General features: G+C 40.8%; 29 protein-coding genes and 1 tRNA gene. 12 read left to right on the forward strand and 18 right to left on the reverse strand.

Annotated features, from left to right (window positions below; translation table 11 throughout):
• Nucleotides 1-108 precede the first annotated feature (108 nt).
• The gene (gene aspA, locus ACN20O_RS05640; protein WP_491638030.1) at nucleotides 109-1,542 is read left to right on the forward strand and encodes an aspartate ammonia-lyase; all 1,434 of its coding nucleotides are present in this window, start codon (nucleotides 109-111) and stop codon (nucleotides 1,540-1,542) included.
• Between the two features lie 4 nt (nucleotides 1,543-1,546).
• Here the strand turns inward: aspA and ACN20O_RS05645 are convergent, their stop codons facing one another.
• The 8 genes from ACN20O_RS05645 to ACN20O_RS05680 all read right to left on the reverse strand — a co-directional run bounded on the left by ACN20O_RS05645 (nucleotide 1,547) and on the right by ACN20O_RS05680 (nucleotide 9,414).
• Nucleotides 1,547-2,032 (reverse strand): hypothetical protein, encoded by a 486-nt coding sequence (locus ACN20O_RS05645; RefSeq protein WP_491638032.1) that lies wholly within the window; start codon nucleotides 2,030-2,032, stop codon nucleotides 1,547-1,549.
• A gap of 42 nt (nucleotides 2,033-2,074) precedes the next feature.
• Entirely contained in the window at nucleotides 2,075-2,512 is a 438-nt protein-coding gene (locus ACN20O_RS05650) for a hypothetical protein (RefSeq protein ID WP_491638034.1), read from the reverse strand.
• Nucleotides 2,513-2,660: 148 nt separating this feature from the next.
• Complete coding sequence (locus ACN20O_RS05655) at nucleotides 2,661-3,920, reverse strand: Glu/Leu/Phe/Val family dehydrogenase (RefSeq protein WP_102244958.1); 1,260 nt, start codon at nucleotides 3,918-3,920, stop codon at nucleotides 2,661-2,663.
• 78 nt (nucleotides 3,921-3,998) lie between these two features.
• Nucleotides 3,999-4,787 (reverse strand): hypothetical protein, encoded by a 789-nt coding sequence (locus tag ACN20O_RS05660; RefSeq protein WP_491638036.1) that lies wholly within the window; start codon nucleotides 4,785-4,787, stop codon nucleotides 3,999-4,001.
• Between the two features lie 194 nt (nucleotides 4,788-4,981).
• Entirely contained in the window at nucleotides 4,982-7,120 is a 2,139-nt protein-coding gene (locus ACN20O_RS05665; RefSeq protein ID WP_491638038.1) for a hypothetical protein, read from the reverse strand.
• Nucleotides 7,117-7,605: a hypothetical protein gene (locus tag ACN20O_RS05670; protein WP_491638040.1), complete on the reverse strand. Its 489-nt coding sequence runs from the start codon at nucleotides 7,603-7,605 to the stop codon at nucleotides 7,117-7,119. Before ACN20O_RS05670 ends, ACN20O_RS05665 begins: the two co-directional genes overlap by 4 nt.
• A 111-nt stretch (nucleotides 7,606-7,716) precedes the next feature.
• Nucleotides 7,717-8,598: a ParB/RepB/Spo0J family partition protein gene (locus ACN20O_RS05675; RefSeq protein ID WP_491638042.1), complete on the reverse strand. Its 882-nt coding sequence runs from the start codon at nucleotides 8,596-8,598 to the stop codon at nucleotides 7,717-7,719.
• 42 nt (nucleotides 8,599-8,640) lie between these two features.
• A complete protein-coding gene (locus tag ACN20O_RS05680; protein WP_102244963.1) occupies nucleotides 8,641-9,414 on the reverse strand; it encodes a ParA family protein in 774 nt (257 codons plus the stop codon).
• A gap of 168 nt (nucleotides 9,415-9,582) precedes the next feature.
• On the opposite strand from ACN20O_RS05680, the gene ACN20O_RS05685 reads away from it, so the two are divergent.
• Entirely contained in the window at nucleotides 9,583-10,728 is a 1,146-nt protein-coding gene (locus tag ACN20O_RS05685; protein WP_491638044.1) for an esterase-like activity of phytase family protein, read from the forward strand.
• Here ACN20O_RS05685 and mscL read toward each other — a convergent pair whose 3' ends face one another.
• On the reverse strand, nucleotides 10,729-11,151 hold the full coding sequence (gene mscL / locus ACN20O_RS05690; protein WP_491638046.1) for a large conductance mechanosensitive channel protein MscL: 423 nt from the start codon (nucleotides 11,149-11,151) through the stop codon (nucleotides 10,729-10,731).
• A gap of 151 nt (nucleotides 11,152-11,302) precedes the next feature.
• On the opposite strand from mscL, the gene ACN20O_RS05695 reads away from it, so the two are divergent.
• From ACN20O_RS05695 to ACN20O_RS05715, 5 genes are read left to right on the forward strand one after another with little or no spacing between them, the layout of a single operon-like run.
• Complete coding sequence (locus ACN20O_RS05695) at nucleotides 11,303-12,007, forward strand: DUF481 domain-containing protein (RefSeq protein ID WP_491638048.1); 705 nt, start codon at nucleotides 11,303-11,305, stop codon at nucleotides 12,005-12,007.
• A 14-nt stretch (nucleotides 12,008-12,021) separates the two neighbouring features.
• Entirely contained in the window at nucleotides 12,022-12,342 is a 321-nt protein-coding gene (locus ACN20O_RS05700; RefSeq protein ID WP_491638050.1) for a rhodanese-like domain-containing protein, read from the forward strand.
• A gap of 12 nt (nucleotides 12,343-12,354) precedes the next feature.
• On the forward strand, nucleotides 12,355-13,464 hold the full coding sequence (gene nadA / locus ACN20O_RS05705; protein WP_491638052.1) for a quinolinate synthase NadA: 1,110 nt from the start codon (nucleotides 12,355-12,357) through the stop codon (nucleotides 13,462-13,464).
• A gap of 11 nt (nucleotides 13,465-13,475) precedes the next feature.
• Nucleotides 13,476-14,633, forward strand: coding sequence for a cysteine desulfurase family protein (locus ACN20O_RS05710; protein WP_491638054.1), 1,158 nt, complete (start codon nucleotides 13,476-13,478; stop codon nucleotides 14,631-14,633).
• Nucleotides 14,633-15,328 carry a hypothetical protein gene (locus ACN20O_RS05715; RefSeq protein WP_491638055.1) on the forward strand — a complete coding sequence of 232 codons (696 nt, stop codon included), beginning with the start codon at nucleotides 14,633-14,635 and terminating at the stop codon, nucleotides 15,326-15,328. The genes ACN20O_RS05710 and ACN20O_RS05715 overlap by 1 nt, the downstream gene beginning before the upstream one ends.
• Here the strand turns inward: ACN20O_RS05715 and ACN20O_RS05720 are convergent.
• Entirely contained in the window at nucleotides 15,314-16,180 is an 867-nt protein-coding gene (locus tag ACN20O_RS05720; RefSeq protein WP_491638057.1) for a hypothetical protein, read from the reverse strand. The genes ACN20O_RS05715 and ACN20O_RS05720 overlap by 15 nt on opposite strands.
• Nucleotides 16,177-17,376 (reverse strand): hypothetical protein, encoded by a 1,200-nt coding sequence (locus ACN20O_RS05725; protein WP_491638059.1) that lies wholly within the window; start codon nucleotides 17,374-17,376, stop codon nucleotides 16,177-16,179. The genes ACN20O_RS05720 and ACN20O_RS05725 overlap by 4 nt, the downstream gene beginning before the upstream one ends.
• Before the next feature lie 46 nt (nucleotides 17,377-17,422).
• Here ACN20O_RS05725 and ACN20O_RS05730 point away from each other — a divergent pair, with 46 nt between their 5' ends.
• The 4 genes from ACN20O_RS05730 to ACN20O_RS05745 all read left to right on the forward strand — a co-directional run bounded on the left by ACN20O_RS05730 (nucleotide 17,423) and on the right by ACN20O_RS05745 (nucleotide 22,113).
• Nucleotides 17,423-19,627: a hypothetical protein gene (locus ACN20O_RS05730; RefSeq protein ID WP_491638061.1), complete on the forward strand. Its 2,205-nt coding sequence runs from the start codon at nucleotides 17,423-17,425 to the stop codon at nucleotides 19,625-19,627.
• Nucleotides 19,628-19,646: 19 nt separating this feature from the next.
• Entirely contained in the window at nucleotides 19,647-20,720 is a 1,074-nt protein-coding gene (locus ACN20O_RS05735) for an RluA family pseudouridine synthase (protein ID WP_491638063.1), read from the forward strand.
• Nucleotides 20,721-21,043: 323 nt separating this feature from the next.
• Nucleotides 21,044-21,475 (forward strand): disulfide bond formation protein B, encoded by a 432-nt coding sequence (locus ACN20O_RS05740; RefSeq protein WP_491638065.1) that lies wholly within the window; start codon nucleotides 21,044-21,046, stop codon nucleotides 21,473-21,475.
• The gene (locus tag ACN20O_RS05745) at nucleotides 21,472-22,113 is read left to right on the forward strand and encodes a DsbA family protein (RefSeq protein ID WP_491638067.1); all 642 of its coding nucleotides are present in this window, start codon (nucleotides 21,472-21,474) and stop codon (nucleotides 22,111-22,113) included. The genes ACN20O_RS05740 and ACN20O_RS05745 overlap by 4 nt, the downstream gene beginning before the upstream one ends.
• A 17-nt stretch (nucleotides 22,114-22,130) precedes the next feature.
• On the opposite strand, the gene arsB is transcribed toward ACN20O_RS05745, so the two are convergent.
• The 7 genes from arsB to ACN20O_RS05780 form a co-directional block, all read right to left on the reverse strand.
• Nucleotides 22,131-23,156 carry an ACR3 family arsenite efflux transporter gene (gene arsB, locus ACN20O_RS05750; protein WP_491638069.1) on the reverse strand — a complete coding sequence of 342 codons (1,026 nt, stop codon included), beginning with the start codon at nucleotides 23,154-23,156 and terminating at the stop codon, nucleotides 22,131-22,133.
• Nucleotides 23,157-23,253: 97 nt separating this feature from the next.
• The gene (locus tag ACN20O_RS05755; RefSeq protein WP_491638071.1) at nucleotides 23,254-23,682 is read right to left on the reverse strand and encodes an arsenate reductase ArsC; all 429 of its coding nucleotides are present in this window, start codon (nucleotides 23,680-23,682) and stop codon (nucleotides 23,254-23,256) included.
• Entirely contained in the window at nucleotides 23,682-24,107 is a 426-nt protein-coding gene (locus ACN20O_RS05760) for an ArsI/CadI family heavy metal resistance metalloenzyme (RefSeq protein ID WP_491638073.1), read from the reverse strand. The genes ACN20O_RS05755 and ACN20O_RS05760 overlap by 1 nt, the downstream gene beginning before the upstream one ends.
• A gap of 13 nt (nucleotides 24,108-24,120) precedes the next feature.
• Nucleotides 24,121-24,534, reverse strand: a complete 414-nt coding sequence (locus ACN20O_RS05765; RefSeq protein WP_491638075.1) for a heavy metal-responsive transcriptional regulator — start codon at nucleotides 24,532-24,534, stop codon at nucleotides 24,121-24,123.
• A gap of 47 nt (nucleotides 24,535-24,581) precedes the next feature.
• A complete protein-coding gene (locus ACN20O_RS05770; RefSeq protein ID WP_491638077.1) occupies nucleotides 24,582-24,830 on the reverse strand; it encodes a hypothetical protein in 249 nt (82 codons plus the stop codon).
• 53 nt (nucleotides 24,831-24,883) lie between these two features.
• The gene (locus tag ACN20O_RS05775) at nucleotides 24,884-25,600 is read right to left on the reverse strand and encodes an HAD family hydrolase (protein ID WP_491638078.1); all 717 of its coding nucleotides are present in this window, start codon (nucleotides 25,598-25,600) and stop codon (nucleotides 24,884-24,886) included.
• A gap of 6 nt (nucleotides 25,601-25,606) precedes the next feature.
• Complete coding sequence (locus tag ACN20O_RS05780) at nucleotides 25,607-26,242, reverse strand: hypothetical protein (protein WP_102244982.1); 636 nt, start codon at nucleotides 26,240-26,242, stop codon at nucleotides 25,607-25,609.
• Between the two features lie 162 nt (nucleotides 26,243-26,404).
• Here ACN20O_RS05780 and ACN20O_RS05785 point away from each other — a divergent pair.
• Nucleotides 26,405-26,480: transfer RNA gene (locus tag ACN20O_RS05785), tRNA-His, on the forward strand.
• Nucleotides 26,481-26,531: the final 51 nt, after the last annotated feature.

The following is a 26,531-nucleotide window of genomic DNA, read 5'->3' on the forward strand; positions in this document are numbered from 1 at the left end:
CCCCTTGCAAAAGAAGCTCAGGCAGATCATTCTTAATTACCAAAATTTAATAGAAAAAATGCCTGAAAAAATCAATTTTTGAAAGGCATGGGAATTAAGGAATACGCTATGAGTTCACAAAAAGACGTGAGAATTGAACATGACCTTCTAGGAGACCTGGCAGTACCAGCGGATGCCTATTATGGAATTCACACTCAACGTGCGATTGAGAACTTTAAAATTTCCGACAGCCAAATCGGCCACAATCACATCATGGTTAAATCTCTAGCGATTACTAAGAAGGCCTGCGCTCTGGCAAACGGTGAAATTGGGACAATCGATGCAAAGGTTGCAGAGATCATCGCGCGCGCTTGTGATGAAATTATTATTCACGGCCGCTGTATGGATCAATTTCCTTCAGACATCTACCAAGGTGGAGCTGGAACTTCTGTCAATATGAACGCCAATGAAGTTATCGCCAACCTTGCCCTGGAACTTCTAGGCGAGAAAAAAGGAAGCTACCATATCATTCACCCGAATGATCACGTCAATAAATGCCAGTCGACAAACGATGCCTATCCAACAGCCTTCAGGATTGCCCTTTATAGACATATCACTCTATTGATTGAAGCACTCGAATCTCTTTGCACTTCATTTACTCACAAGGCAGAAGAGTTTAAGCCTATTTTAAAAATGGGCCGTACTCAACTTCAAGACGCTGTTCCAATGTCACTAGGGCAAGAGTTCAATGCTTATGCCACTCTCCTAAAAGAAGAAGTGAAATTGATTTCAAAACTAAAAGATTTAATTCTTGAAGTAAACTTAGGTGCCACTGCAATTGGTACGGGTATTAACGCTCCAGAGGGATACTCTCGAGTGGCCGTAAAAAAGCTGGCAGAAATCACAGGACTTGAATACACAGTTTCAGAAGATCTTATTGAGGCCACATCTGACTGTGGTGCTTACGTTATGATCTCTGGCGCTCTCAAAAGAACGGCCGTGAAACTTTCTAAAATCTGCAACGACCTTCGCCTGCTTTCAAGTGGTCCTCGTGCTGGATTAAAAGAAATCAACCTTCCAGAACTTCAAGCTGGATCAAGCATCATGCCGGCCAAGGTCAACCCGGTTATCCCGGAAGTTGTAAACCAGGTTTGTTTCAAAGTTATCGGAAACGACTTAACTGTTACCATGGCATCAGAGGCAGGACAGCTGCAGTTGAACGTAATGGAGCCAGTGATTGCGTCTTCTCTCTTTGAATCAATCAACCTTTTAGAAAATGCTTCATACAATCTAAAATATAAATGTATCGATGGGATCACGGCGAACCCGGATATCTGTAAGAACAACGTTATGAACAGTATCGCCATCGTGACTTTCTTAGATCCGATTCTAGGGCATGAAAAATGTGACCTGATTGGAAAAGAGTGTGCGAAAACTGGCAAAACTGTGAGTGAAGTTGTTTTAGAAAATAAACTTCTGACTCAAGAGCAGTTAGACCAGATTTTCTCTACAGAAAACATGCTGAATCCAAAATACATCGGGAAAAACTTTAAGGCGCACTAGATACCTAGTGGTCGCCTCCCAAAGTCTCGCCCATCGGTCTTGAATAGTAACAGTTGATATTTTTCTCTAGCATCGAGAAGTGAGCGACATCTAGCCTATTGGCGTAGATTTTCTTTAATTCATCACAGCCTTTCTTGGGATCGAAACAGTATTTCAAATCGCGTTCATCGCATGAGATAGAAATCATAACACTTTCACTGTGTTCACATTTAACCATCTTGGTTTTCTCATCGACGATCGCACGCGAGAGAGTTTTATCTAGCGGGAATTTATTAAGGCAAAAATCAATCGCCTGATAGACCTTCCCCATGCAATCAATCTCACTCATGGACTTGGCCTCAATGAGCTCAAAATTTTTAGCGCCTAATTTCTCGCAGACTTCGCGAAAAGGATATTCATCATAGCGTGCTTTGGAAGTTTCGTGTTTTAAGACAGCGGCAAAGCTATTTAGGGAAAGAAGGAGGAAAAAAAGGGTGATTATAGTCTTCATAGGGGAAATTATATCGCCAATTTCCCCTATGAAGAAAAAAAATTATCTTACGATTTCAATCTTGTCAGCAAGTGTCCCGTCAGCATTTCTTAAAACTTTGATAGTAATTGATTTTTTTACTTGGATTGGGTTCATCGCTTCAGTGTCGTCAAAACTGTCCTGAATGTAGTTAATAACGATAACGTCTTTTGCCAGGAAAACGATTCTCTTTACTTCATACATCATCTCATCAAGTTCAAAAACTTTTGAATCCTGGTAACCTGTATTTAGAACTAAAATCATACGAGTTGCATTCATTCCATCTCCGGCCAGGATCTCTACAACCTTTGCCTGAAGCTCAGATGTCACTGAGTATGTTTGTTGAACACCGATAACCAGGTCCAGGATTTTTAGCTCTGAAGCGTTTGAAGCTTCGATAGAATCGTTTGCAAAAGAAACTGCACTAAATGTAAGAGCAATCGCAAGAATGAATGATTTCATAGAATGACTCCTAAAAAAATTTTTAGGCAAACTATCATAAATAAAAATCAGGTGTGGGTTTGTGAAGATTTTACAGCAAAAAAAAAGGGCTTCCCGAAAGAAGCCCTTGATTAGATAACCTAAGTAAGATCGTAAAGTCTTTGAAAGACTAAGACGGCCATAGCCCTCTAAGCTTCATAGCTTTTTCAAGACGTCTGATAGCTGCAACAAGAGCCGCTGACTTCATGTTACAGTTGTACTCTTTTGAAACAGAGTAAACGTTCTCGAAAGCATCTTTCATGATTGAGTGAAGACGCTTGTTAACTTCGTCTAGATCCCAGAAGAAAGACTGAAGACCTTGTACCCATTCAAAGTAAGATACGATTACCCCACCAGCGTTACATAGAACGTCTGGGATAAGGAATGCACCTTTCTCAGTTACGATATCGATCGCTTCTTTTGTTAAAGGTCCGTTAGCACCTTCAGCGATGATTTTTGCTTTTACTACGTGAGCATTGTCTTTAGTGATAACACCGTCGATAGCAGCCGGGATAAGAACATCAACGTTAAGAGCGAATAGCTCGTCGTTTGTGATGTGTTTTGTTCCTGGCATACCTTTTAGAACTTTGTTTTCCTTTACCCATTTCTCACATTTTTCAATGTCTAATCCGTTAGCGTCGTAAACACCACCAGACACGTCTGATACTGCAACGATTTTTGCACCTTGAGCGCGTAGGTCGTTAGCAGCTGGGATAGCTACTTTACCGAAACCGTGGATAGCAACAGTTGTGTTTTGGTTGATTGTCATACCAATCTTTTCAGCAGCGAAGTTTACACAGAATGCAACCCCTTTACCTGTAGATTCAGCACGTCCTTTAGAGCCCCCGATTTCAATTGGCTTACCAGTAACGACTGCGCCATCAGTGTATCCTTTGATTTGAGAGTATGTATCCATGAACCAACCCATAGTCTGTCCATCAGTTCCGATATCTGGAGCTGGGATGTCTACGTGAGGTCCGATGATCATGTTGATTTCAGTAGCGTAACGACGAGTTAGCGCTTGAAGCTCTTGACGAGAAAGTTGTGTTGGATCAACACAGATACCACCTTTTGCTCCACCGTATGGAAGACCAACAAGGGCACACTTAAATGTCATAAGCATTGCCAGACCGGCAGTTTCAGAAAGGTCTACACCTGGATGGTAACGAATCCCACCTTTACCAGGACCTAGAGATAAGTTGTGCTGAACTCTGTATCCGATGAACGTTTTAACTGTTCCGTCGTCAAGACGAATAGGCACAGAAACTTGTAGTGCACGTTTTGGGTATTTTAATCTTTCAGCTACGTTTGGGTCTAGACCCATGATCTTTGCAGCGTCTTCAAGTTGCTTAATAGCGTCTTGAAAAAGAGCAGCGTCGAATAAACTCATTTAAGGACCTCCGATTCATAGAAATAAGTGCCCTCGAGTTTACTCTCGGATTTCTAAGAATGCCAGAGGCCGAGCGAATTAAAGATTAAATGGGAAGCTAGCTGTCATTTCTAGCCTTGAATCCGCGTCATTTCCTGATGTATTTGAAAGACGGGCCTTCACATTGTCAGTAATCTGCTGATCAATGTAAGTTAGCATTTCGGAATCATTCACAGAGTACTCTGCTCCTGACGCCAAGCCTAAAGACTTAAACTCTTTGCGTGTAATTAATTTTGCTTTACCGTTAGCACTCACTTGGGCCGAACATTCAACCCATGGGTTCTTCACTTCCATGATGGCCTTCCCCTGAAGGACGCGGGCCTTGAATTTAAAACCAAAGTTTTTAGAAACGTTTACTGAAGCATTTGGGCGAAGATTTTTTTCTACTTTGCTCATTCTATGTAGAGTTGAGCCTTCATCAGCTTTTTTCATTTCACCTGATAATCTCTTATCAGCATAACGAAGCATCTTCTTACTGATGTACTTAGCTTTTTGTGAAGCAGTTGGAGTTGTGTACATACCTGTCGATTTAAGATCCCAAAGAGTAACGTACTCTTCCGTTTTTTCCCATCCACTTAGTGAAGCCTTCATATCTTTCATAACTCCGGCATCATCTTCAGCGAACATATTATCGTTAGTAAAAAAACTCTCTTCATGTAGTGGAACTGTCAGGACTTCTTCCTCAACGGCCGCTGGTTTTCTAGACATCTTATTAGTGTCAGCAGCGCTTACTTGAAATGCAGCAAAAGCGAACAGTGCGCACAGTGAGTGTTTAAAAGTTAAACACCTGTGTAAGTTCTTCAAAGTTGCTGTCGTCATAGTTTTCATAAGGTTGAGCCTCTTTTAATGTTTCTTACCATTAATTATCGCAAGGCCTGTGCCAAAAGAGGTGAATAGGTAAATTGTATCTGATTGAGGCTTAATCTATTGAAAAGAGATTTTTTTGAGGAATGGCCGACAAATTTACTCCCGTAGAACTGTCCAAATTTTAGACAGTTCTGCGGGATATAAAGGTCAAGGAGTTAGAAGAAGCTCTCTGTTTTTACACCGCAAATCTTCGCACCAGACTTATCTTTAAGATCCTTAATATAACTGTTTTCGATTTTCTGGAAGCTGAGGCTCTTATCGCAGTAGTTCTTTTTAAACTCAGAAAAGTTCGCTTTGTTGGCAGCAGGTTTAAAATAATCCAGCTTGTTGTTGTCGCAGGTAAGCTTCTGACACACTCTTGGCATCTTCCCTTCTAATCCCGGATCGTAAACCTCTTGAAGAAGAGTGCAATGGCGAACGAGGTTGCGCAATTGTCCTTCGGCAACGGGGTCGTCAACAACACCTCTATCTTTAGCGGAAACAAACTTCACCTGATTTTCAAATTCTTTAAACTGCTTCTCCAGGCGATCTTCGAATTTCTTTCTCGCAAGAGTGGCCATACCGTTTTTGTATTTATTAAAACGCGCCATCGCTCTGCTCGATTCATTTTGAACTGAGGCTTCATCTTTAACCGCCATTAACTGCTCAATCGTGCGGGCAATACTTTTTTGCTTAATATTTTCCAGTTTAGTTCCTGGAGTTGTTCTCACAATGAACATTGAAAGGTCGAGTTCAACCAATGGGTCTTTACTGTTGAAAAATTCTGTAATCTCACTTAAAAGCTGACTTCCCTTTTTTCCATTTGGATCGTTTGCTGGATCATAGTCTTGATACTCTTTCATTTTACCAAGAAATTTATTAATCTTTGCCTGCTCTCTCGACTGCTGCATCTTTGGAAGAGACTTCACTCTTTCGCGCAGATCTGCTTCGTTGGAAACTGCATATTTTGAAAGATCGTCAAGATGATCTAAAATCGCGGACTCAAGCTCAGGTGAAATGCTAGCTGTATTTGTAGCCCCCGGCATCCCCGGAACTGTATTCATTCCTGGTGTTGCATACGGTGATGTCATCATTCCAAGCTTTGATGTTGCAGGAATAGAATCTGTAACTTTCTTAATGTCACGGTACTTTTGAATAAGCGACAGAAGATCTGAACTCACTGCAATCGACTGAGTCTGGCATTCAGGGTTTGGCGTCGCGATTTCTACCGGCTTATCTTCACAGTACATTTTTTGTTGAACGTTAAAATACAAACAGGCATTTTGTTCAAATGTTTCTTCGCTTAAAATCTCTTCCATTAAAGCGGTCGCTTTCTGAGCATCACTTGGGAAAAGTTTATCTAAAAGATTAGACACCAGATCAGCACCAAAGCCGGCCACAGCTCCCCATGGGCCAACAACTGAAAGCGCTTTGGTCTTTAAAAAAGTATTCATTGTCACCTTAAAAAGATCCTGTGACTTAAACCCACAGTCTTCCTGATTGGCAATGGCCTGATTAAGGATTTGCTCAATTCCCGCCAGTCCTTTATTGATTTGTTTTTGAACTGCTTGAGGAGCGATACTTTCACGGCAGATCATTTGATTTTCTTCTACCATGTCTTCATATTTTTTGCTGATACACTCTCTCTTTTCTTCCAGAGTCATCTCTTTTATTTCTGTCTCTGTCGTCGTGTATGAGTAAGTATATGAAGTCGATGCCGTTGACACTGACGAATCAGCTAAACAACTTGAGAATGGGTTTGTCGTCCCTTGGGTCATTTTCTTTTCAGCGTAATAGTAAGCAAGGTTTCTTTGCCCGATAAGTTCCACGTTTTTTGAGTAACATTTCACACTGGCAGTTGAAACACCAGACATACCTGAATAAGGGTTACTAGAATCCGATCCATTGAGCATTGTCTCCAGCATCGTCAGCTGATTTCTTCCCATGGCCTCCGCCATTGCGTCCTGTTTGAGTGAGCACTTGGGATTTTTCGCTGCTGTACTTAAGAAACTTTTTAAATCAGAAAGTAAATCCGTCTCATCAGTATTCATTGTTGTTAGAAGCGGGCACTTGGCATTTACTTTGACGTTTTTGTACTGAACACCACTTCCTGAAAGACCATTGTCAAAAACAGGAACTGATTGGTTATTGTCACCCTGGAACTGATAGGTTCCAATACCGCCCCCTATTCCTGCGCCCATACCGGCACCAGGAAAACCTCCTCCGCCATAACCATAGAAGAAGTTAGGGTAATCTTCAGCGCGAAGAACTGGTGAAAGAAGCGAAAAGATTAAAATGAATGCAGATGTTTTCATAGGTTGTCTCCTACGAGTTCTTTGACTGCTTCAAGTTTTCTTTCGTCACCATACCAGGCAAACGAAATAAGATCGTATGAGCCTTTGGCAAAGTGAACCGGATAAATAATTTGATAACTATTTTTGTCTTTTTTCACCATCTTGATCAGACAGACATCCTGACCTTTGATTTTCATATTCTGAGCTGAACCTTGCATCGATTCTTTGTAGAACTTGTTGGCAGCGGCACATTTATCACTTACCAGTGATTGTTTTTTGTAATGGGATTCCTGATGAGTTTCTCTTTGAACGACAACTTTTAGATCTTTGTCTTTTTTGTTTTCAAAAATATGTGGAGTGATCGATCTCAATTCTTTGATGTACTGATACTGCCAGTTCTGATCACTGAATTTCAGTGATAATCCTTGTTCGTATTTTACGGTTTTAATTTCTGCATTCACTGAAAAACTCAGCGCCAGAAAAAACAAAATTAAGACGGATTTCATTGGAATCTCCTACCTACACAAAACTATTAGCTTTTCGGAGGAGAACCGGGAGAACTTTATTTAGAAAAAGGGCATAAAAAAGGGGGTCGAAACCCCCTGATTTTGTTTTGATTATTGATCCATCATTTCTTTAGTTTCTTCAACTAAAGTTCTCAACAGTTCCTGAGTTTTTTTGTCAAGATTCAGGTCTTTTGTTTTTGATGACATTGCTTTTAAGAAAGCATTGGCGCTTACACCTTTTGGAAGAGCAGCTTTAAGTGGAGTTTTCTTTCCAGCTTTTACTAATCCACCTGAATTGATAATGCGGGCAAGTTCAGCTCTCTTCGTGATGTCCCCAGCAAGGATCTTTTTTTCTACATCAGATTTAAGTGTCCCTTTTGGAAGAGCATCCCACTCAAGAAGAACGTATTTTTCAATATCGTATCTCTTAGCAGCTTCTTTGATGAATTTTGGCATTTTTGCGATAAGTAGTGAGCGGTGAACTTCTGATTTAGAAATCCCAAGTGCGGCCTGGATTTTTCTTTCACTTGCTTCAGTTGCAATTTGATAGTTCAGGATACCGTCAGCTTTATCAACATAGTGAAGTTCTTCGCGGGCCGAGTTCTCAGAGAACTGGATCGCCATTAATTCTTCTTCAGTCTTGTTTTCAAGAACAAAACATGGAGCTGAAACAGCTTTGTTGAAAGTAAGAGCGCGGTAACGTCTCTCACCACAAATCAGTCTGTAACGCCCGTTTTTGTCATGGTGAAGAACAAGCGGCTGAATGAGACCGTTTAGTTCGATGTTTTTAGCTAGATCTTTGATTGAATCGTCGTTGAACTTGGTTCTTACCTGTTCTTTAACAACGATTTCTTTCATTTGAATTTCAGTAAGCTTCGCTCCTTGTAGAAGACGATCATCTGAAACTTTAAAAATTTCTCGACCTACTTTTTCAGCTAGGTCTATGGTGTTTCTTTCTTTTTTTGATACACGCGCGGCAAATGTCTTAGACATATATAATTCTCCACATCCTTATGTAAATTAACTGTCAATCAATTATAAATTTAATGATTTCCAAAGTTCTTCGTAGTCACGACGTCCGGCAGACTTCGCTCCCATAACACAAACTGGTCTTCTTGTAGAGATCGACTCTTGAAGCTGAACCATGTTTCTTACCATTGGAGTGATGTTGAAAGACTGTGACAACTCTTCCATACGGGCCTGCTCGATTTTTCTTCTCGGGTTCACCATAGATGGAATAATAGAAAACTCTAAAGATGGGTTTTCTGTTTCTTTGATGATTTCAAATGTGTCCATTAACTCTTCCAGACCGTCGATTGAATAATCTTGTGCCTGAGTAGGGATAAGAACGCGGTTTGAAGCCACTAGAGACATGATCAACTCATCTCCAAGCATCGGTGGAGTGTCGATAATGACGTAATCAAAGTCAAGATTTGCATCTTGAAGTCTTTTTCTTAATAGACGCTCTTTTCTTCCCGCTTCTTTTCTAATCTCACCTTCTGAAAGGATCAGAAGCTTTGAAAGGTTAGAAAGGTGACGAGATGCTGGGATTAGCCTGATGTTTTTATACAGCTTCCCTGACATTTCCGGCTTCACGATTACGTCGTTAATACCAACGTCACCGATTAACCATTCTGGAACTAATGTTCTTTGAATTTGCACCCCAAAAGTTGAACTTAGGTTTGCTTGTGAATCGAGGTCAATAACTAAAACTTTATGACCTTTATTAGCTAGGTAACAAGATAACTGATAGCATTGCATTGTCTTACCAACGCCACCCTTGTTATTACCGATTGTGATAACTTCCATGAATCACTCCTGTTTTTTGTACTCATATAAAAGTTTGTTGGACTTGTTAGGAGTTGTCAAAGAAAAAATGCCCCTATCAAAAATTGTAGGGGCGATTAAAATTAACCTGCTTTTAAAAAAACTCCGAAGGGTATATCGTAAATAGACAAACTTTTTATCGAGAAAAAAATGAAATCAATCTCACTCGCTTCTTCTCTCGTGGCCCTTTTGTTTGCTGGATGTGCAAGCACTTCGGGAAATCAAAAGGCCCAATCACTTACTAGCTTCACTCTTTATAATATGCCGAACTCTCCGGTGATCGGAACGACAATGTCGGGACAAAAAATCAAACTTGGTGGATTTTCCGGATTAGTCTTTGATCACGAACAAGACGGGTCACTTTATTTCCAGACAGTCACCGACAGGGGGCCAAACGGTGAACCGGATGGAACCGACAGGCCTTTTTTGCTGCCAGAATACAGTCCGACGATTGTTGTTTTAAAGGCCACAAAAGAAAATAAGGATCTTTCTGTCGCCGCTGAAATTAAACTTAAAAAGAAAGATGGATCACCTTTAACCGGTCTTCCAAACAGCAGGCTTGAAGAAAACCCAACGGACGTTTTCGGTCTTTATTACTCAGTTGATCCACAAGGTTTAGACACTGAAGGGATCACAACAGACGGCGAAGGCGGATGGTGGTTATCGGATGAGTACGCCCCTTCCCTGGTTCACTTCAACGTTGAAGGCAAGATGACCAGACGTTTGACGCCAGGCCAAGAGCTGCCAAGAATGTACAGTGAAAGAAAACCAAACCGCGGATTTGAGGCCGTGGCCCGAGTGGGGACTAAACTTTACGGATTCCTGCAAAGCCCACTTCCAAAAGAAACGTCTAAAGATGGGGAGTTCTCAAGAATCGTGGAAGTTGACCTTGAAACGATGAAGACTTCGGCCGAATACTTCTACCTTTTTGCCAAAGGCAACGACAAGATCGGCGATGCCATCGCTCTTGATGCTAAAAACTTTCTGGTTTTAGAGCAAAATGGGAAAGTGGGTGAACAAAGCCAGAAATACATCTACAAAATCACTCTTGGTGAATCAGATCAAATGGTGAAAAAAACCATGATTGCTGATTTGAAGACAACTCCATTTAATAATCTTGAAAAGATTGAAGGCTTAGCGTTAATTGATCATAAAAGACTGGCGCTGGTTTACGATAATGATTTTCAAATTGCCGGGAAAACCAACCACACAACCGGTCTGACTCCCCTTAACGAGAGCACAAACCAGTTGCTAGTTTTAGAATTCAAAGAAAGCTTGCTCGATTCAAGCCTTTAATTACTTCTTAAGCAGATCGCGGATTTCAGATAATAGCTTAACTTCATCAGACGGGCCAGCTGGCGCCGCTGGTGGTTCTGCTTTTTTAAGTTTTTGAAGCTGGTTAACCAGAATGAAAACTGAGAATGAGACAATCAGGAAACTCACCACTGTATTAGCGAATGTCCCGTACTTAATTAAAACTGCGCCGGCCGCATTGGCATCAGCAAGAGTGGCGTAAGGTGCAGGTGCTTTTGCCCCTTCCTTCACAACTAAAAATAGGTTTGAGAAATCCACATTTCCTAGAAGAGCTCCAATTGGTGGCATAATGATGTCATCAACCAGGGATTTTACGATTGCCCCGAAAGCCGCCCCGATAATGACCCCTACCGCCAAATCAACCACGTTCCCTTTGACCGCAAATTCTTTAAACTCTTTTAGCATAATTTTATCCTCAACCAATTATTAGTTATTTATTTAGAGATTGCATCAAAAGCTATTGAAGGGCAAGCACCTATTTCACTAGACATTTTTGGGTGTATGAGGGATTTACAGGAGGTCTGTTTTTTAACCATTTTTATCAATGAGGTTCTGTATGAAATGTCTCGTTTTCCTTCTTTCTGCACTACTGACGACGGCCGCGTTTGCAGCTGACTTTACCAACGAATCTGAAGCAGGGATCGCCGTTGCCAACGGTAACACAAAGTCTCAGACCTATAACTTAAAACAAGAAAACGGCCTAAAATTTGACGCGAACGTTTTAAAATTTAAAGCACGTTTCCTAAACACATACAGCAACAACGATGAAAGCGCGCGTTATATCCTGGGAAGCCTTCGTTACGAGCGCGAACTTAATGATCAATTCTCTCTATTTGTTGAAGAAGGGTTAGAAAGCGACAAATTCGCTGGATACGAACTTCGCCACAACAATGACATCGGTGGAAAGTACAACATCTACAAAATTGAAAACTTCTACTGGTTTGTTGAAGCTGGTTACCGTTATGTAAATGAGAAAAGAAACAACGGTTCTCACGTCTATAAAAATTCTTTAAGAGCTTACACTGAGACAGAAAAGAAATGGACTGAAACTGTTTCAACAAAATACTTCCTTGAGTACATTCCAAACCTTAAGGAAAGTAAAGATTACCAAATCAATACAGAACTTTCAGTTTCTGCCGCTCTTTCAACTATGTTTTCAATTAAGACGGCATTCCTGCTAAGATATGATCATCTACCAGCTCCAGGAACAGTGACTAAAACAGACACACTTTTAACAACTGCTTTAGTAGCTAAGTTCTAATTTCAGGATTAACCATGATTAAAGAAATCGACGTTCAAGAATTAAAAAAGAAATTAGATAACAAAGAAAACTTCGTTTTCATCGACTGCCGCGAGCAAGAAGAATGGGATGAAGCGCATATTGAAGGCGCAACACTAATCCCTCTTTCTACTTTCCAGGAAAAATACGAAGCTGTGTTAACAGACAAAAATGCCACTATTGTTGTTCAATGTAGAAGCGGAAAAAGAAGTATGAACGCATGCATGTTCCTTCTTTCAAAAGGCTACAGCGACCTGAACAATCTTGAAGGCGGGATCATGGCATGGCATGAAGCTGGATTCCCTATTAAGGCATAAGGATAGAAAGAAATGTTAGATTTATTTTCTGAAGAGCAAGAAGACAGCTATAAACCAACCATCACGGAAGCAGAGCTTTCAGATGCAGACGTTTTAGTTGAACTAAGAAAGCTTAAAGAAGAATTAAAAGACAAAGTAGTAGTACTTGGTCACCACTATCAACAAGACGACGTTATTGAGTTCGCCGATATTACCGGAGACTCACTTCAACTGGCACGCGAAGCTGCTAAGCTCGACAAAGAATACATCATTTTCTGTGGTGTGCACTTTATGGCCGAAACAGCGGACATGCTGACGTCGAAAAACCAGAAAGTCATTCTTCCCGACTTAAAAGCGGGATGCTCAATGGCCGACATGGCAAGAAGATCTGAAATTGACCGCGCATGGAACTTCATCCAGAAGTCGACGAAAGAAAAAGTTGTCCCAGTAACATACATCAACTGCGCGGCGACTCTTAAAGCTTTCGTAGGCGATAACGGCGGAAGTATCTGTACGTCATCAAACGCCGAAAAAATTATTTCATGGGCGCTTTCTCAAGGTGAGAAGTTGCTTTTCTTCCCTGACCAACATCTAGGGCGCAACACCTGTTTTAAAATGGGAATCCCATTAGAAGACATGGTGATCTACAACCCGAACATGCTTAACGGTGGATTAACGAGTGAACAAATCGACAAAGCAAAAGTCATCCTATGGTACGGCTTCTGTTCAGTTCATCAGGGATTCACCAAAGATCAGGTCCTGGCGATTAAGAAAAAAGACCCTGAAATGACCGTCATTGTTCACCCTGAGTGTCCATTTGATGTTGTGGCAGCAAGCGATGATAACGGGTCAACTTCGTACATCATCGACAAAATCGCCAAGTCTCCATCAGGAAGTAAGTTTGCCGTAGGAACCGAGATCAACCTGGTTAACCGCCTGGCGTCCCAGTTCCCAGACAAAAAAATTGTTTCGCTATCGCCTTATCAATGTCTTTGCACAACTATGTACCGCGTAAGACCGCGTTGGTTACTTGCCAGTTTCCGTGCGATCAAAGAGAATAAGCCGATAAATATTATTAGTGTACCAGAAGATATCGCGCACTCTTCTATGAAGGCGCTCGATAGAATGCTCGCTATTAAATAAAAGAAGGAAATATGATTTACGCAGACTATAACGGCAGTGCTCCCCTTTCTCCTCCAGTAAAAGAGTATCTTTTAAAGAGACTTGAAAAAGGGCCATTTGCTAACCCAAATGCTATCCATCACCTTGGTGCTAAGACACTTATGGGGATGGAGAATGCGAGGGCGGTTTGCGCTAAGGTACTAGGCGCTGATTATGACCAGGTCATTTTCAACTCTGGGGCCACTGAAGGGATCTCAACTGTTTTCCACAGCGTTTTAGGCTGTGACAAAAACACGAAAAAAACCATCATCATTTCGGGAATCGAGCACTCTGCCATCATCAACACAGCTAACTACTACGCTTCTGAAAAAGGTTACAACGTAAAAGTTCTTCCTGTGACAAAAGATGGTGTCGTTGAACTTGAAACACTAAAAAAATGGATCGCTGAAGAAAAGACAAATATCGCTATGGTTTCAATCATGGCCGCAAACAATGAAACAGGTGTTATTCAGCCGTACAATGAAATCAATGACCTTTGTAAAGCTAACAACATCCCTTTTCTTTGCGACACAACTCAGTTCATCGGTAAGACACGCTTCAACTTCAAAGAGTCAAACTTCGACTACGCTGTTTGCTCTGGCCACAAACTAGGAGCAATGACGGGAACAGGGATCCTTTTGGTTAAAGACGCTACTACTCTAAAACCATTAATCATCGGTGGAGGCCAGGAAAAAGGTCACCGCGGTGGAACTCAGAATTATCTTGGAAACGAAACACTAGCTGTTGCTTTAACGGCGATTGATAGCGTTTTAAAAAACCTTGATGCACTTTCTGAAAAGAGACTTGAATTTGAAGCTAAGATGAAAAAAGCTTTCCCAAATGTTGTTATCATCGGAGAAAACGCTCCAAGACTTGCTTCGACGACATACATTTCATACCCAGGTATTCACGGACAAGCGGTGCAAATTGAGCTTGAATCTCAAGACATCTTTGTCACCACTTCTTCTGCCTGCTCTGACAATATGCCAGTGACTTCTAAAGTTCTACGCGCCATGGGAGTTGAAGACGATGTCGGTCGCGGCGTTGTTCGCATCAGTCTTTGCCTGAACTCGCCTCTTGAGTACTACGACCAGCTGGCAGATGCACTGACAAAAGCTTATACAAAACTGACTAAGGTAAAGAGCTTCTAATGACAAAATTTAAATTCCAGTTCCTTCTCATCATCGCAATGCTGGTAGTGGCTTCTTGTTCAAGCTCGCAGAAAAAAAACAGCGTTTCGATTTCTTCTGCAAGCACTGGAGTGATCAAAAATCATAGCGTTCCTTTTCCTCTTTACCTGACAAATAAAATTGAAACGAGAGAAGCGATCGTCGACAAAACGAACGAGAACGTTTTTATCGTTCACACTGGTCACTTACTGAAGGCCAATGCTTCCAAAGCTCAAAACATGGCCGTTCTTGAATCTTTAACAGGTAAAGGAATCGACATTGTTAACCTTTCAATCGAAGATTTCATCATCGCTGACCAACAAGAAATCTCATTTGAGAAATACCCACAAAAATTCTTAAACAGCTCCGTTGTCGACCTAAACGAAGACAACATTATCGCTAAATCGAATATCGCTCCTTACGTCATTCACGATGGCGTAGCACTAATCGGGCTTTCAGATAAAAACATCGATAAGCTTCTTTCAATGGATAAGTTTTTAGTAAGTGATTACGTCCTGGCCATTCTTCGCGCCAGAAAAGCTGCTTTAAAAGACCCGGCAGCGACAAATCCTGAAAGACCTCTGACTTCATTTGTAATTGTTCATACGATGGGTTCAGATATTAATGAAGTGATGGAAAGACTTCCGCCTAACTTCATTAACTCACTGGCAGACTAAGATTTTATCGGCGTTAAGCACCGGTTCTAAGTCACTTTGACAAATCCCCGCCTCTTCCTCTGGCACGACTTTTACCCCGCGCGGGCAAGCTGGTTCATTTTTTTCTCCACAGTGATTTTGTCCGCAGAATTTTGATCCGCCTTGGGGACACTGGAAATCGACAACTTCATACCAACCGTAACGACAGTCTCCACAGCGATTCTCCCCCACTGTTTCGCAGTTTTTATTCACTTGCTGGCATCTGATCGCCGTGCCTCGGCTAAAGCGGTCTGAGATTTTTCCCAGATATCTATTGCTGCCAAAATCAAAGCTGTCATCATTTAAGCGAAGAAACTTTAATCCACTAATCATACTTCTTTCAGATAGGGCCTTATATTTTTCGTGAACCAGACCTAATTCAATGTTTGGCATCGGGATTTCAATTTTCTTTTTCTCTTTTTGATACTCAAAATCAAGTACGAGCTTAAAGCGCGTAAAGCTAATTGCCAGGTTTGAGAGACCTTGAAGTTCAAGGAGCTTCTCTCCTTTTTCTGCCGTCTCCGGACAACTCTCCAGATTCTTTAGCTCCATCACTTTTAAACTACCAACAATTTCTTTATAAGGAACCGTATAATAGAGACACTGCCGTATTTGGTTGAGTCCGCCTTTTGCCGGCAGAGTAACTGAAACTACCAGTTGTTCAAAACCAGGAGGTCTTAAAATCACTTCGCCAGAATTTTTAAGTCCATCCAGCGCAGTGGTATAAATCCACTCTTCTGAAAGCCTTAAGTCCATTTCAGCGACACTCATTTTTTCATTATTTTTTACGCATGAAAAAAGCAGAACGAGCATAAGGAGGTTTAGGATTTTCATTGCATCACCTCGCGCATGCAACGAAAGCCCACCTGGAATTTCTCAACAGCAACAAAAGGATTGAGTCCTCTGAAATCAAAATTTCTCAAGTCAAACCCTTCTCCGTCCCATCCGGCGCGAAAACCTAATTTATGCCATGAAGATTTTGAATCAAAATAAAATGATGAAGCCTTCAAATTGCTGTCGGGATCAATCGGATTTCTAAATGCTTCGAACACTCCACCCATTGAATCGCGCAGCCCCGACCAGCTTGGCTCTGTGGAATTTAAGCTATAGGCCTTTTTACTTAAGCAATCTTTAGAGTAAATCAAATTGCAGTCTGACTTGTACTCACTTGCTTTTTTCGTCCAATAATAAGGCGAGCGAAGATTTCTCTTTGGGATTTTATCTCCCAAATCCATTGGAAGAAATGTCGCTGCATCAAAGATATGAGCAAGCATGACTTGTCTGCCCTTAAAAGAGCAGTAGTTCTCCATCTGATTAAACGTTAAATCCACCGCAGGAAGAAAGAGGTCATCTCCCTTTTTTTCTCTTAGTCCACGAGTAAAATCAGGATTTCCAAAACGAATCCACTCATTGATTTCTCCATTGGTCACCAAGTGTGTATCGAAATAAATATGACGGTTGAAATTATCAAAGCGGTAGTCTTCCGCATCTTTTTCCTGAACCTGCTCACCATAAGCGTAAGCTCTCTGTTCTAAATAAACTTCCTGGCACTGGTCTTCTAAAAAAATATCCAGTTTTCTTTTTGTCGCCGGATCTTCAATCGTCATCGCCACACCGACTTCGCGAAGTCCTCCATAAGAACTATTGGACTTCGTAAGATAGCGGTAAGGAAGATTTTTAACTTCTTCCAGGTTTATGATTTTGTAATTGAGATTTTTTGAGAACAAAGCGTGGCACTGAAGCAGAATCGGGTTACAGCGCAAAAGTGATTCATCAAACTTTTGATTCACTTCCAGATACTTCAAGCAGTCGGCCTTCATCAGGCTCCATTCGCGAGACTCTTCCCCTTCAATCCACATGCGATGAATCTCTGAAGAGTTTTGAATAAGGCGATTTAAACCAGCTTTTTCTTGAACAAAATAATCAGGTTTATCGCTTTTTGGAACTCCTTTCATAAAAACAGCAATTCCAGCACCGATTAAGACGGCACAAAGAGCTACTGGAACAATGAACCTTTTGAAATTTTTCATAAGAGATTACAATATAACTAACAATGCCCTCAAAGGAAATACACTTATGAGTTATCAAGATTGGATTAATCAAGCTTCTGAACAAAGCGATGCAAATTTAGAAACACTTTCATTTTCTGACTACATGGACGTTTTCGAAAAAAATGCAAAACTAGAATGTCGTCCAACGTATGAATATATCCGTGACATGCTTAACCACTACGGTGTTAACAGCGATGGATCATTTAAACTTTTTGGAATGAAGCACCCGGACTCTCCTGCTGTTCATGGACAAGTAAAAGTGCAACAGGCGCTTTATCAAAATCTGGTGAACTTTAGTGAGGAAGGATTTAACAATAAATTCATTCTACTTATCGGACCTAACGGTTCTTCTAAGTCATCTCTGGTTAACAAGATGATCAAAGGTTTGGAAGATTACTCTGAAACTGAATCTGGAAAACTTTATTCCTTCAGCTGGATCTTTCCACTAGACACTTATGTTAAAGGCTCGCTGGGATTAACCAGTACAATCCGCGAAAGCCAACACGGAAGTTTTGCTTACCTGGAAGATAAAGAAATCTCGGCCATCATGCCAAGTGAACTAAAAGATCACCCGCTATTGTTAGTTCCAAAAGAGCATAGACAAAAACTTATTGAAGAAGCACTTAAAGGCGATGAAAGACTTCTGGCCTCAATCAGAAAATCTTATCTATACCGCGGAGACCTCTCAAAAAGAAACCGCATGATCTATGATGCCCTTTTAAAAAATTACAAAGGGAAACATCAGGAAGTGTTAAAGCACATCCGTGTTGAAAGATTCTCAATCAGCAAGCGTTACTCAACTGCTGCTGTGACAATTGAGCCTCAAATCCATGTTGATGCTCGCATGCAACAAATCACTATGGATAAACGTTTAGCAAGTCTTCCACCAAGTCTTCAGTCGTTAAATCTCTTCTCTCTTCAAGGCGAAGCTGTCATGGCTAACCGTGGAGTGCTTGAGTACTCTGACCTTCTCAAGCGCCCACTTGATGCTTACAAATACCTTCTGATGACAATGGAAACTGGCTCGATCAACCTGCAAGGCATTTTAACTGAACTAGATATTTTCTTTATCGGAACTTCAAATGAAATCCACCTTGCTGCTTTTAAGCAGCACCCGGACTTCAACTCATTTAAAGGAAGATTCAACTTCATCACTGTTCCTTACCTTCTCGATGTAAAACATGAAGAGAAGATTTATGCAGAACAAGTTGAAGGAATTAAAGACCGCTCTCACTTCTCGCCTCACGCTCTGAATGCTCTTTGCTTCTTTGCCGTGATGTCACGCTTAAGAGTTTGTCAGACAAAAAACTACAACGATAAAAAACTAGCAAACATCGCTACCAACCTGAATCCGCTTGAAAAAGCTCTTTACCTTGCTGGTATGGAACTTCCAGAGAAGCTGGACGTTGAATCAAAACAGATTTTAAAACAAGGTTTTGATGAAATAGTGAATGAATACGTTAACGACAGCTTGTACGAAGGAAAGTTTGGTCTTTCTCCTCGCGATGTTAAACACATCGTCTTCAGGCTTTCTTCGCTTCATAAAAATGTGACGTTCGTAGAAGTGCTTGAGTACCTTCAACACTTAATCCAAAAGAAGAGTGAATACGACTTCTTAAATATGGCGCCACAAGCGGATTACCACAATCCTGCTCGTTACTTAGAGCTGATTAAAGAGCATAACTTAAATAACTTTGACCGCGAATTAAGAAGTGCACTTGGGCTTGTGGACGATCGTTCATACGAAGACTACATCCGCCGTTATATTGAAAATATCAACGCTTTAAATAAAGGCGAAAAAATCAAAAACACGGCAATGGGCAAATTCGTAGACCCGGATGACTTCTTCATTAAAGAATTTGAAGCAGCTATCGGTCTAAAAGAAGACTCAAAAACATTCCGCTCTCACCTTCTGTCAAAACTTGGAGCTTACTCTCTGGATAACCGTGGTAAAACTCTGATTTACACTGACGTTTTCCCTGATCTTGTAGACCGTCTGCAGGAGTCATATAGAAGCGAGCAAAAGAAGATTATTCAAAACATTTCTCGCAATATTGTCTTCTTTGAAGCAGAATACGCCAAAACATTAGGCCCAGGACAAAACTCACCTCTTTCTGATGAAAACAGAAAGTTAATTAAGTCTGTCCTATCGAATTTAGAAAACCGCTTTGGCTATACTGAGGGAGCTGCGATGTCGTTAGTTAAATTCCTAATCAAGGAACGCTACTAGACTTTGCACCTTTTTTGAAATGACTGTAATTCATAAAATTTACCGAGATGATCTCTTCGAAGTCCGCCATATGGCGGACGAAGAGCACGATGGCATGAGACTGGATCAGTTTCTTGGCGTCTACTTAGAGTCATTTTCACGTGAGATCATCAAAAAGAAAATCAAGAATGGAGAGATTGAAATCGTAGGCCGCCCCGGCACCCACAAACCTTCAAGCCCGATTCACCACCGCGACGAAATCATCATTAAGTTTTATAAGAGCCAATATGAAGATGAGTACTGGAAAGGTAAAAAACTAGATTTACAAACAACTCCCGATGTTGTGTATGAAGACCAGGACCTGATCGTTATTTCAAAACCAGCTTTCATGTCCACTCACCCGGCCGGAAGACACTTGTTTAACTGCGCCACTGTCTTCTTTGAAATGAAATACAACCACACCATCCACTCTCTTCACCGCATTGACCGTGAGACTTCTGGCATTTTAATGCTGGGAAAAAATCCTAAGATGGCCACAGAGATGATGGAGCGCTTTGAAGATGATGACGTTAAAAAGTGTTATCTTTTTATCGCCAAAATTAAAGACGGCTTTAAGCACCAGGACTACTTTGTCGCTAACGAACGAATGGGCAATCCCGATGAAGGCCTAAAGCGCATTTTAGTTCAGTCTTATCCTGAAGATTCGCTGGAAGGAAAACATGCCCGCACATTCTTTTATATTTTAGAAAAAAACGATGACTACGTTATCGGTATCGCCTGTCCTCAAACAGGTCGCCAGCACCAAATCCGCGTTCACGCTAAGGCCCATGGCATTCCACTAGTTGGTGATAAGCTCTATTTGGGAAGCTATGAAATGTTCCAGCGCTTCAAAGACCATTTAGCGGAAGAAGAAGATTTCGAAGAGATGGAGCTTCCTCGCCATGCGCTTCACGCTATCGCATTGAAAATCCCTTACAAAGGTGAAGAAAAGCTCTTTATTACTAAAATCCCTAATGACCTTCGTGAATGGATTGAACAAAAAACTCAGTTCAAACCAAGTGAGATCGAAGAAAAGATTCAATTAACGGTGAAAAAATACTACAATAGCTTCTAAATGAAGAAGCTATTCGTCCTTGCCTCGATTTTATCGATATTCATTTCAATATCGCTTTCGTTTTCTTGCGAAAGAGGCTACTTTTGTTGCGAAGAGCGCCATTCATCGTCAAGCCAATGCTCTGCCTGCGGCACAAGTCCTGAATCTGCTTACGATATCAAGACGATCCCCAACCATCTCTTTCTTCGCCCGTTTTTTATCGGACAAATATTTTTCCAAGTTATTCACATTGAAGAAATGAACTACATTTCGCCAGTGGATCGACCTCCTACTATCGCCGCTTAATACTTCTTTTCGTGCTCCAACATTGATTTAGGATTTTTATGAAATTTAAAGATAACTTCGCGCTTATTTACATCGCGTGGCTAGTGAACATCGTATCCTTTGCCGGATCAATGTACTTTAGCAATTTTATGATGCTGCCGCCTTGTACACTTTGTTGGTACCAACGCATCTGCATCTTTCCACTAAGCCTTCTTCTGGCCGTAGGATTCTTGAAAAAAGATGAAAACGTTTTTTCATATACGATCCCACTCGTCAGCATTGGATGGATTATTTCCCTTTACCACAACCTGCTTTACTACAAGATTATCCCCGAAGCGATTAAGACTTGCACCAGCGGAGTCTCTTGCACCAGTAAACAGATTGAGTTTTTAGGATTTATCACCATTCCTTTAATGGCCTTCACAAGTTTAACTATTACACTTATTTGTCTTATTCTCTTTTACAAAAACACAAGGAAATCTCACTCATGAAAAAAGATATAAAATTTATTCTCCTTCCTATCGTCGCAATCATTCTTTTTGCCGCTACTCTTTGGTACGTCAACAAAGGTAAAAATGAAGAGGTCACAACAGCTGAGGCTCCTCAGGCCACACTTTTAAGAGAAGGAAACTACACGAAGGGACCAGCTTCAGCGAAAGTAATTGTGGTTGAATTCTTTGACCCTGAATGCGAAGGCTGCGCTGCTTTTCACCCAATCCTTCAGAAAGTCATTTCTGAGTATCCTAACGATGTTCAACTTGTTGCTCGTTACATGCTCTTCCACGGAAACTCTCACTATGCAGCTCTTGCCCTTGAAGGTGCAGGGAAACAAGGGAAATTCTGGGAAATGTACAACTTCATGTTAGAGAGACAAAATGAATGGTCTCACCAGAAAGAACCAGTGAACTTTATTTTTGAAAAGTTCGCTAAAGAGCTTGGACTTAACATTGATGAATTCAATAAGTCATATGAAGACATGACTTTCAAGGCAGCACTGGCAAAAGATATGTCTGACGGGCATCTATTAGGGGTTCAGGGAACTCCTACATTTTTCATCAATGGGAAAATGCTGATGAGATTGAGCTATCAAGATTTAAAAGAAGCAATCGAATCTGAATTAAAGCGCTAATCAATTGAAGGTGCAGTTTATGACTGCACCTTCTTCAACCATCCTGCTACATGAACCAAACCTAACATAATTGGAACTTCTACAAGTGGCCCGATGACAGCGGCAAAGGCCGCTCCATGATTGATACCAAATGTCGCAATCGCCACTGCAATAGCAAGCTCAAAATTATTGGAGGCCGCTGTAAAGGAAAGAGTTGTCGACTCAGAATGACTTGCCCCCATCTTTTTACTTAGAAGAAATGAGAGAAGGAACATAACAATAAAATAGATCAATAGTGGAATTGAAATTCTAATGACATCAAAAGGAAGCTCAATAATTTTATCACCTTTTAAAGAGAACATCACAACAATGGTAAACAGCAAAGCCACTAAAGCGAGTGGTCCAATTTTGGCGGCAACATGCTCTTCGTACCACAGCTCTCCTTTATTTTTTACAAAATAAAATCTCGTTAAAAATCCTGCAACAAAAGGAATTCCAAGATAAATCCCAACGTTCTTGGCAATATCAATCATCGAAAAATGAACTTCCAGTCCATGCTCTCCAAAAAACTCAGGTAAAAAGGTTATAAAAAACATCGAGTAGACAGGAAAAAATAATATCTGAAAGATAGAATTAAAAGCGACCAGCCCGGCGCAATACTCGCGATTACCGTTGGCCAGGTCATTCCAAACTAAAACCATAGCAATACATCTGGCCAGCCCTATTAAAATCAATCCAAGCATATAATCAGAGTGACCTTTCAAAAATATCAGGGCCAAAAAGAACATAAGGAATGGTCCGATCACCCAGTTCTGCACTAAAGATAAAAGAAGAATTTTTTTATTTCTAAAAACTCCTCCAACTTGTTCATATTTTACCTTAGCAAGTGGTGGATACATCATGACAATAAGACCTATGGCAATTGGTATTGAAGTCGGGCCATAACTCATATTTTGTATTTGAGTTGAAAATTCCGGAATAAACCTGGAGATTAACACTCCGATGGCCATCGCTATAAAAATCCATAGCGTCAGGTAATTATCAAGAAGAGATAATTTTCTCATTTCATTACCTCGTTTTTACAGCATTGCCATTGAATAGCTATTAAGGCATTCGGTCTAAAAATCAGCAGTATGCCAAGAGAGAGATATTGTGCAGCCATTAGTCTACCTTCAGGTTTTTAACAAATTCACGAATTTCATCTCTCACCCGGCGATATTGCGATAAAACTTCTTCCTCGTTACTCATTCCGAGGGTAAGTTTAGGTGGATCGTCAAATCCCACATGAAGAACTTTGCAGCTCCCTGGGAAGTAGGGGCAATGCTCATTCGCATGACCACAAACAGTATAAACAAGGTCAAATTCAATAGAAGCAAGCTCCTCAAGCGTTTTAGAGCTCTGATGAGTTATATCGACTCCAGCTTCCCACATAACAGCAATCGCCCTTTTATTCATTCCATGTTTTTCAATCCCGGCCGAGTAAAAATCATATTTATCACCGTGAAAATGGCTGGCCCACCCTTCGGCCATTTGAGAGCGGCATGAATTCCCTGTACAAAGGAAAAGAATTTTTAATTTTTGTTTTTTCATTAACAGCACTTTTTCCCTAAAGAATTTGTCGATAAGCAAAGAGATTGCTTCGATGAGATTGGTAACTGTTCATGGACGTAGAAAATCTCCCATGCATTCCCATCAGGATCTTGAAGCCAGATTTTATCTTGTCTAGCAAAACAGCACTCCGTATTTTCTTCTATTTTAGAGAGTACTCCTCTTTCCGTCAGAAGATTTTCCCAAAGAGCAATGGCCTCAGCAGATTCGACTTCGATTCCAAGGTGATTGACTTTGCTGATCTCTCTGTTGCCTCCGGACTGCATCGTAAAATTCAAGGCCGGAGACTTTAAATCAAACTTAGCATAGTCCTCAGTCATCTTTTGAGGTTTTACACCAAAGACTCTTTCATAAAACTTTACGGATTCGGCCACATTGGAAACATTGATTGATAAATGAGCTCTCATGATTTTCTCCCTATTAGCATTTGCAACTAGCATCGAAACAATCCATAACCCGGTACTGCTTCATTTCTGTGCTTCCCACATCACAGGCACGGCAAAGGTCCTGCAACGATTTTTTAATCTGCATCAGGTCTGCAATCTTCTGGTCAATTTCATCGATTTTATTTTCGGCCTTTGTTTTAACCGCCGCGCAGGTCGCACGGGACTTTTGGTTCATTTCAAAAAGATCCTTAATCTCTTTTAATGTAAACCCAAGGTCCTTAGCACGTTTAATGAAACTTAAGCGCAAGGCATGGTCTTCGTTATAATAACGATAGCCATTGGCCCTTTTGGAAGGCTCTTTTAAAATCCCTTCGCGGTGGTAGAAGCGGATCGTCTCCGGATTGATGTCGACAAGTTCAGCTAGTTTTTTGATTGTTATATCTTTCATATAACAATAATAAACCCCGTAGTATGGTACAGGGTCAAAACATTTTTTTAGATATTTTCAGGTGTGTTTTTTCGAGCCTTTATATTCTCAAAGTCAGCGACTTTGGCATCAAAGTAATTCACTCCACTCTTTACCAGAGAGATTGTGGCCAACAAAAAACCTGTTCCCACAACTAAAAAAATCATGCTCGCGCCGATTAAAATATTCTTTCTCATCTTGGGATCTATGCGCTGAAACTTTTGATACAAATAAGACCAGTTGCTCTTAACTTCTAATTCACTATTTTGATGATTCATTAGTTAAAGGTAAGGGAGGATCTGACTTATTTAAAATCGAAAATTGCGAAGTTTTAGAGTGTTTTTTTCAAATAATTCAAAACGCCCCAAGGACCAACATTGTCTTCACCTGTAAGAATTGTCGTCGGTTTATACTCGAGCCTGTCGATCACTGCGGAAATGTTTGCCACACCCACTGAGTTTTTGAATGATTTAAACATCGTCTGGTCATTGAGTGAGTCACCAAAGAAAACACAATCATTAGCGTCGGTTTTTTTAGCGCTCAAGTAATGTTGAACCGCTTTGTATTTTGAAACTTCACCACACCAGAAATTGAGGTGAACATTCGATGTTGAGAAATTGATTTTTTCTTCGCGAAGATAGTCTTCGATGTGATGGAAAAGTGTACCGTCCTGCAGGTCATGAAGTTCAATCGCTCTGTCTGTCTTTCTTCCGAACGAATCCACAGAAAGAGGAACATTCGGGAACTTCTTTTCAAAGCTCACACAGAAATCTGCCAGGCGTTTTACTTCTTCTTTTGAGATCAAACATTCTTCAGTGATAAATTTCCCAGAGCGAGAGACGATCGCTCCCCCACCTTCAACGATAACGTCAGTTAAGAATGGGAAATGAGTTAAAAGAAAATGTCCCCATGAAAGAGAGCGGCCAGTGACGATAACCAAAGGAACTTCTTTTTTCTCCAGGTGAGAAAGAACATCAAAAAAAATGGGACCCAAACCTTCTTTGTAAGTTAGAGTCCCATCAAAATCGCTAAAGACAATTTTAAACATAATGAATTATTCGATCGGGTAACCAAATCCTACGAACACCGCTGTGAAGCTGTCTTTTAGACCAATGATGGCTTCAGCGTTTGCCGTGATTGGCTTGTTAGTGATTAGGTTCTCAGCTGGGATCACCCCAGAGACACCAATGTTTGCACTAAGAGTTGTTTCATAACGGTTTCTTTTACCATCAAGGCTGATTCCGTATGGAAGTGAAAGATATGGGAAAGCTTCGTTCCCCCAGAAGCTGAAACCTTTTGAAACAGTTGGAGCAAGTCCAATGATGTTTCTTCTTGTTCCGAATTCTTTTGAGTTCTCAAGAAAAGCTTTGATTGAAGTACGTGGTTGGATATCGTAATCAGGAAAAAGCTCGTAATCGTAACCAGCAAATAGTCTTGCTGAACGCTCACCACCTGAAATCCCTAAACCAGCATCAATTGATGAAAGTTCGTTTAGTTTTTGAGTGTATCTTGCCTGAAGCCCAACACCGCCACCGTTAGAAACGATACCAGTCACCTCAGCTGAAAGTACTTTTTTGTCTTCTGCTAGTGGGAAAGTCGAAATCCCCATCCCATAACCAAATGCTGCACTAGAGCCCAGTCCTACTGACAGAGTTAAGGCCAAAAGTGATAATCCTTTTAAATTCTTCATGTTTACCGTCCTAAATAAGCATAATGTCATTTAATTAATTTAATAGCACAAAAGATAAAGAGTCAAAATTTAATGGGTAAAAACTACAATAAGCCCCAGATATGAGAACATTTCCGTTGACTGTATGGGGTGATGCCCCTATAAATGTCCTACGAAAATATGGTGGCTGTAGTTCAGTCGGTAGAGCACTAGATTGTGATTCTAGGTGTCGTGGGTTCGAGCCCCATCAGCCACCCCATTATTTTGGTAATGATCTCAGCAATGAGTGAAATTATATTAAGCCCCGTTT

The organism is Bacteriovorax sp. As-1, assembly GCF_058446905.1.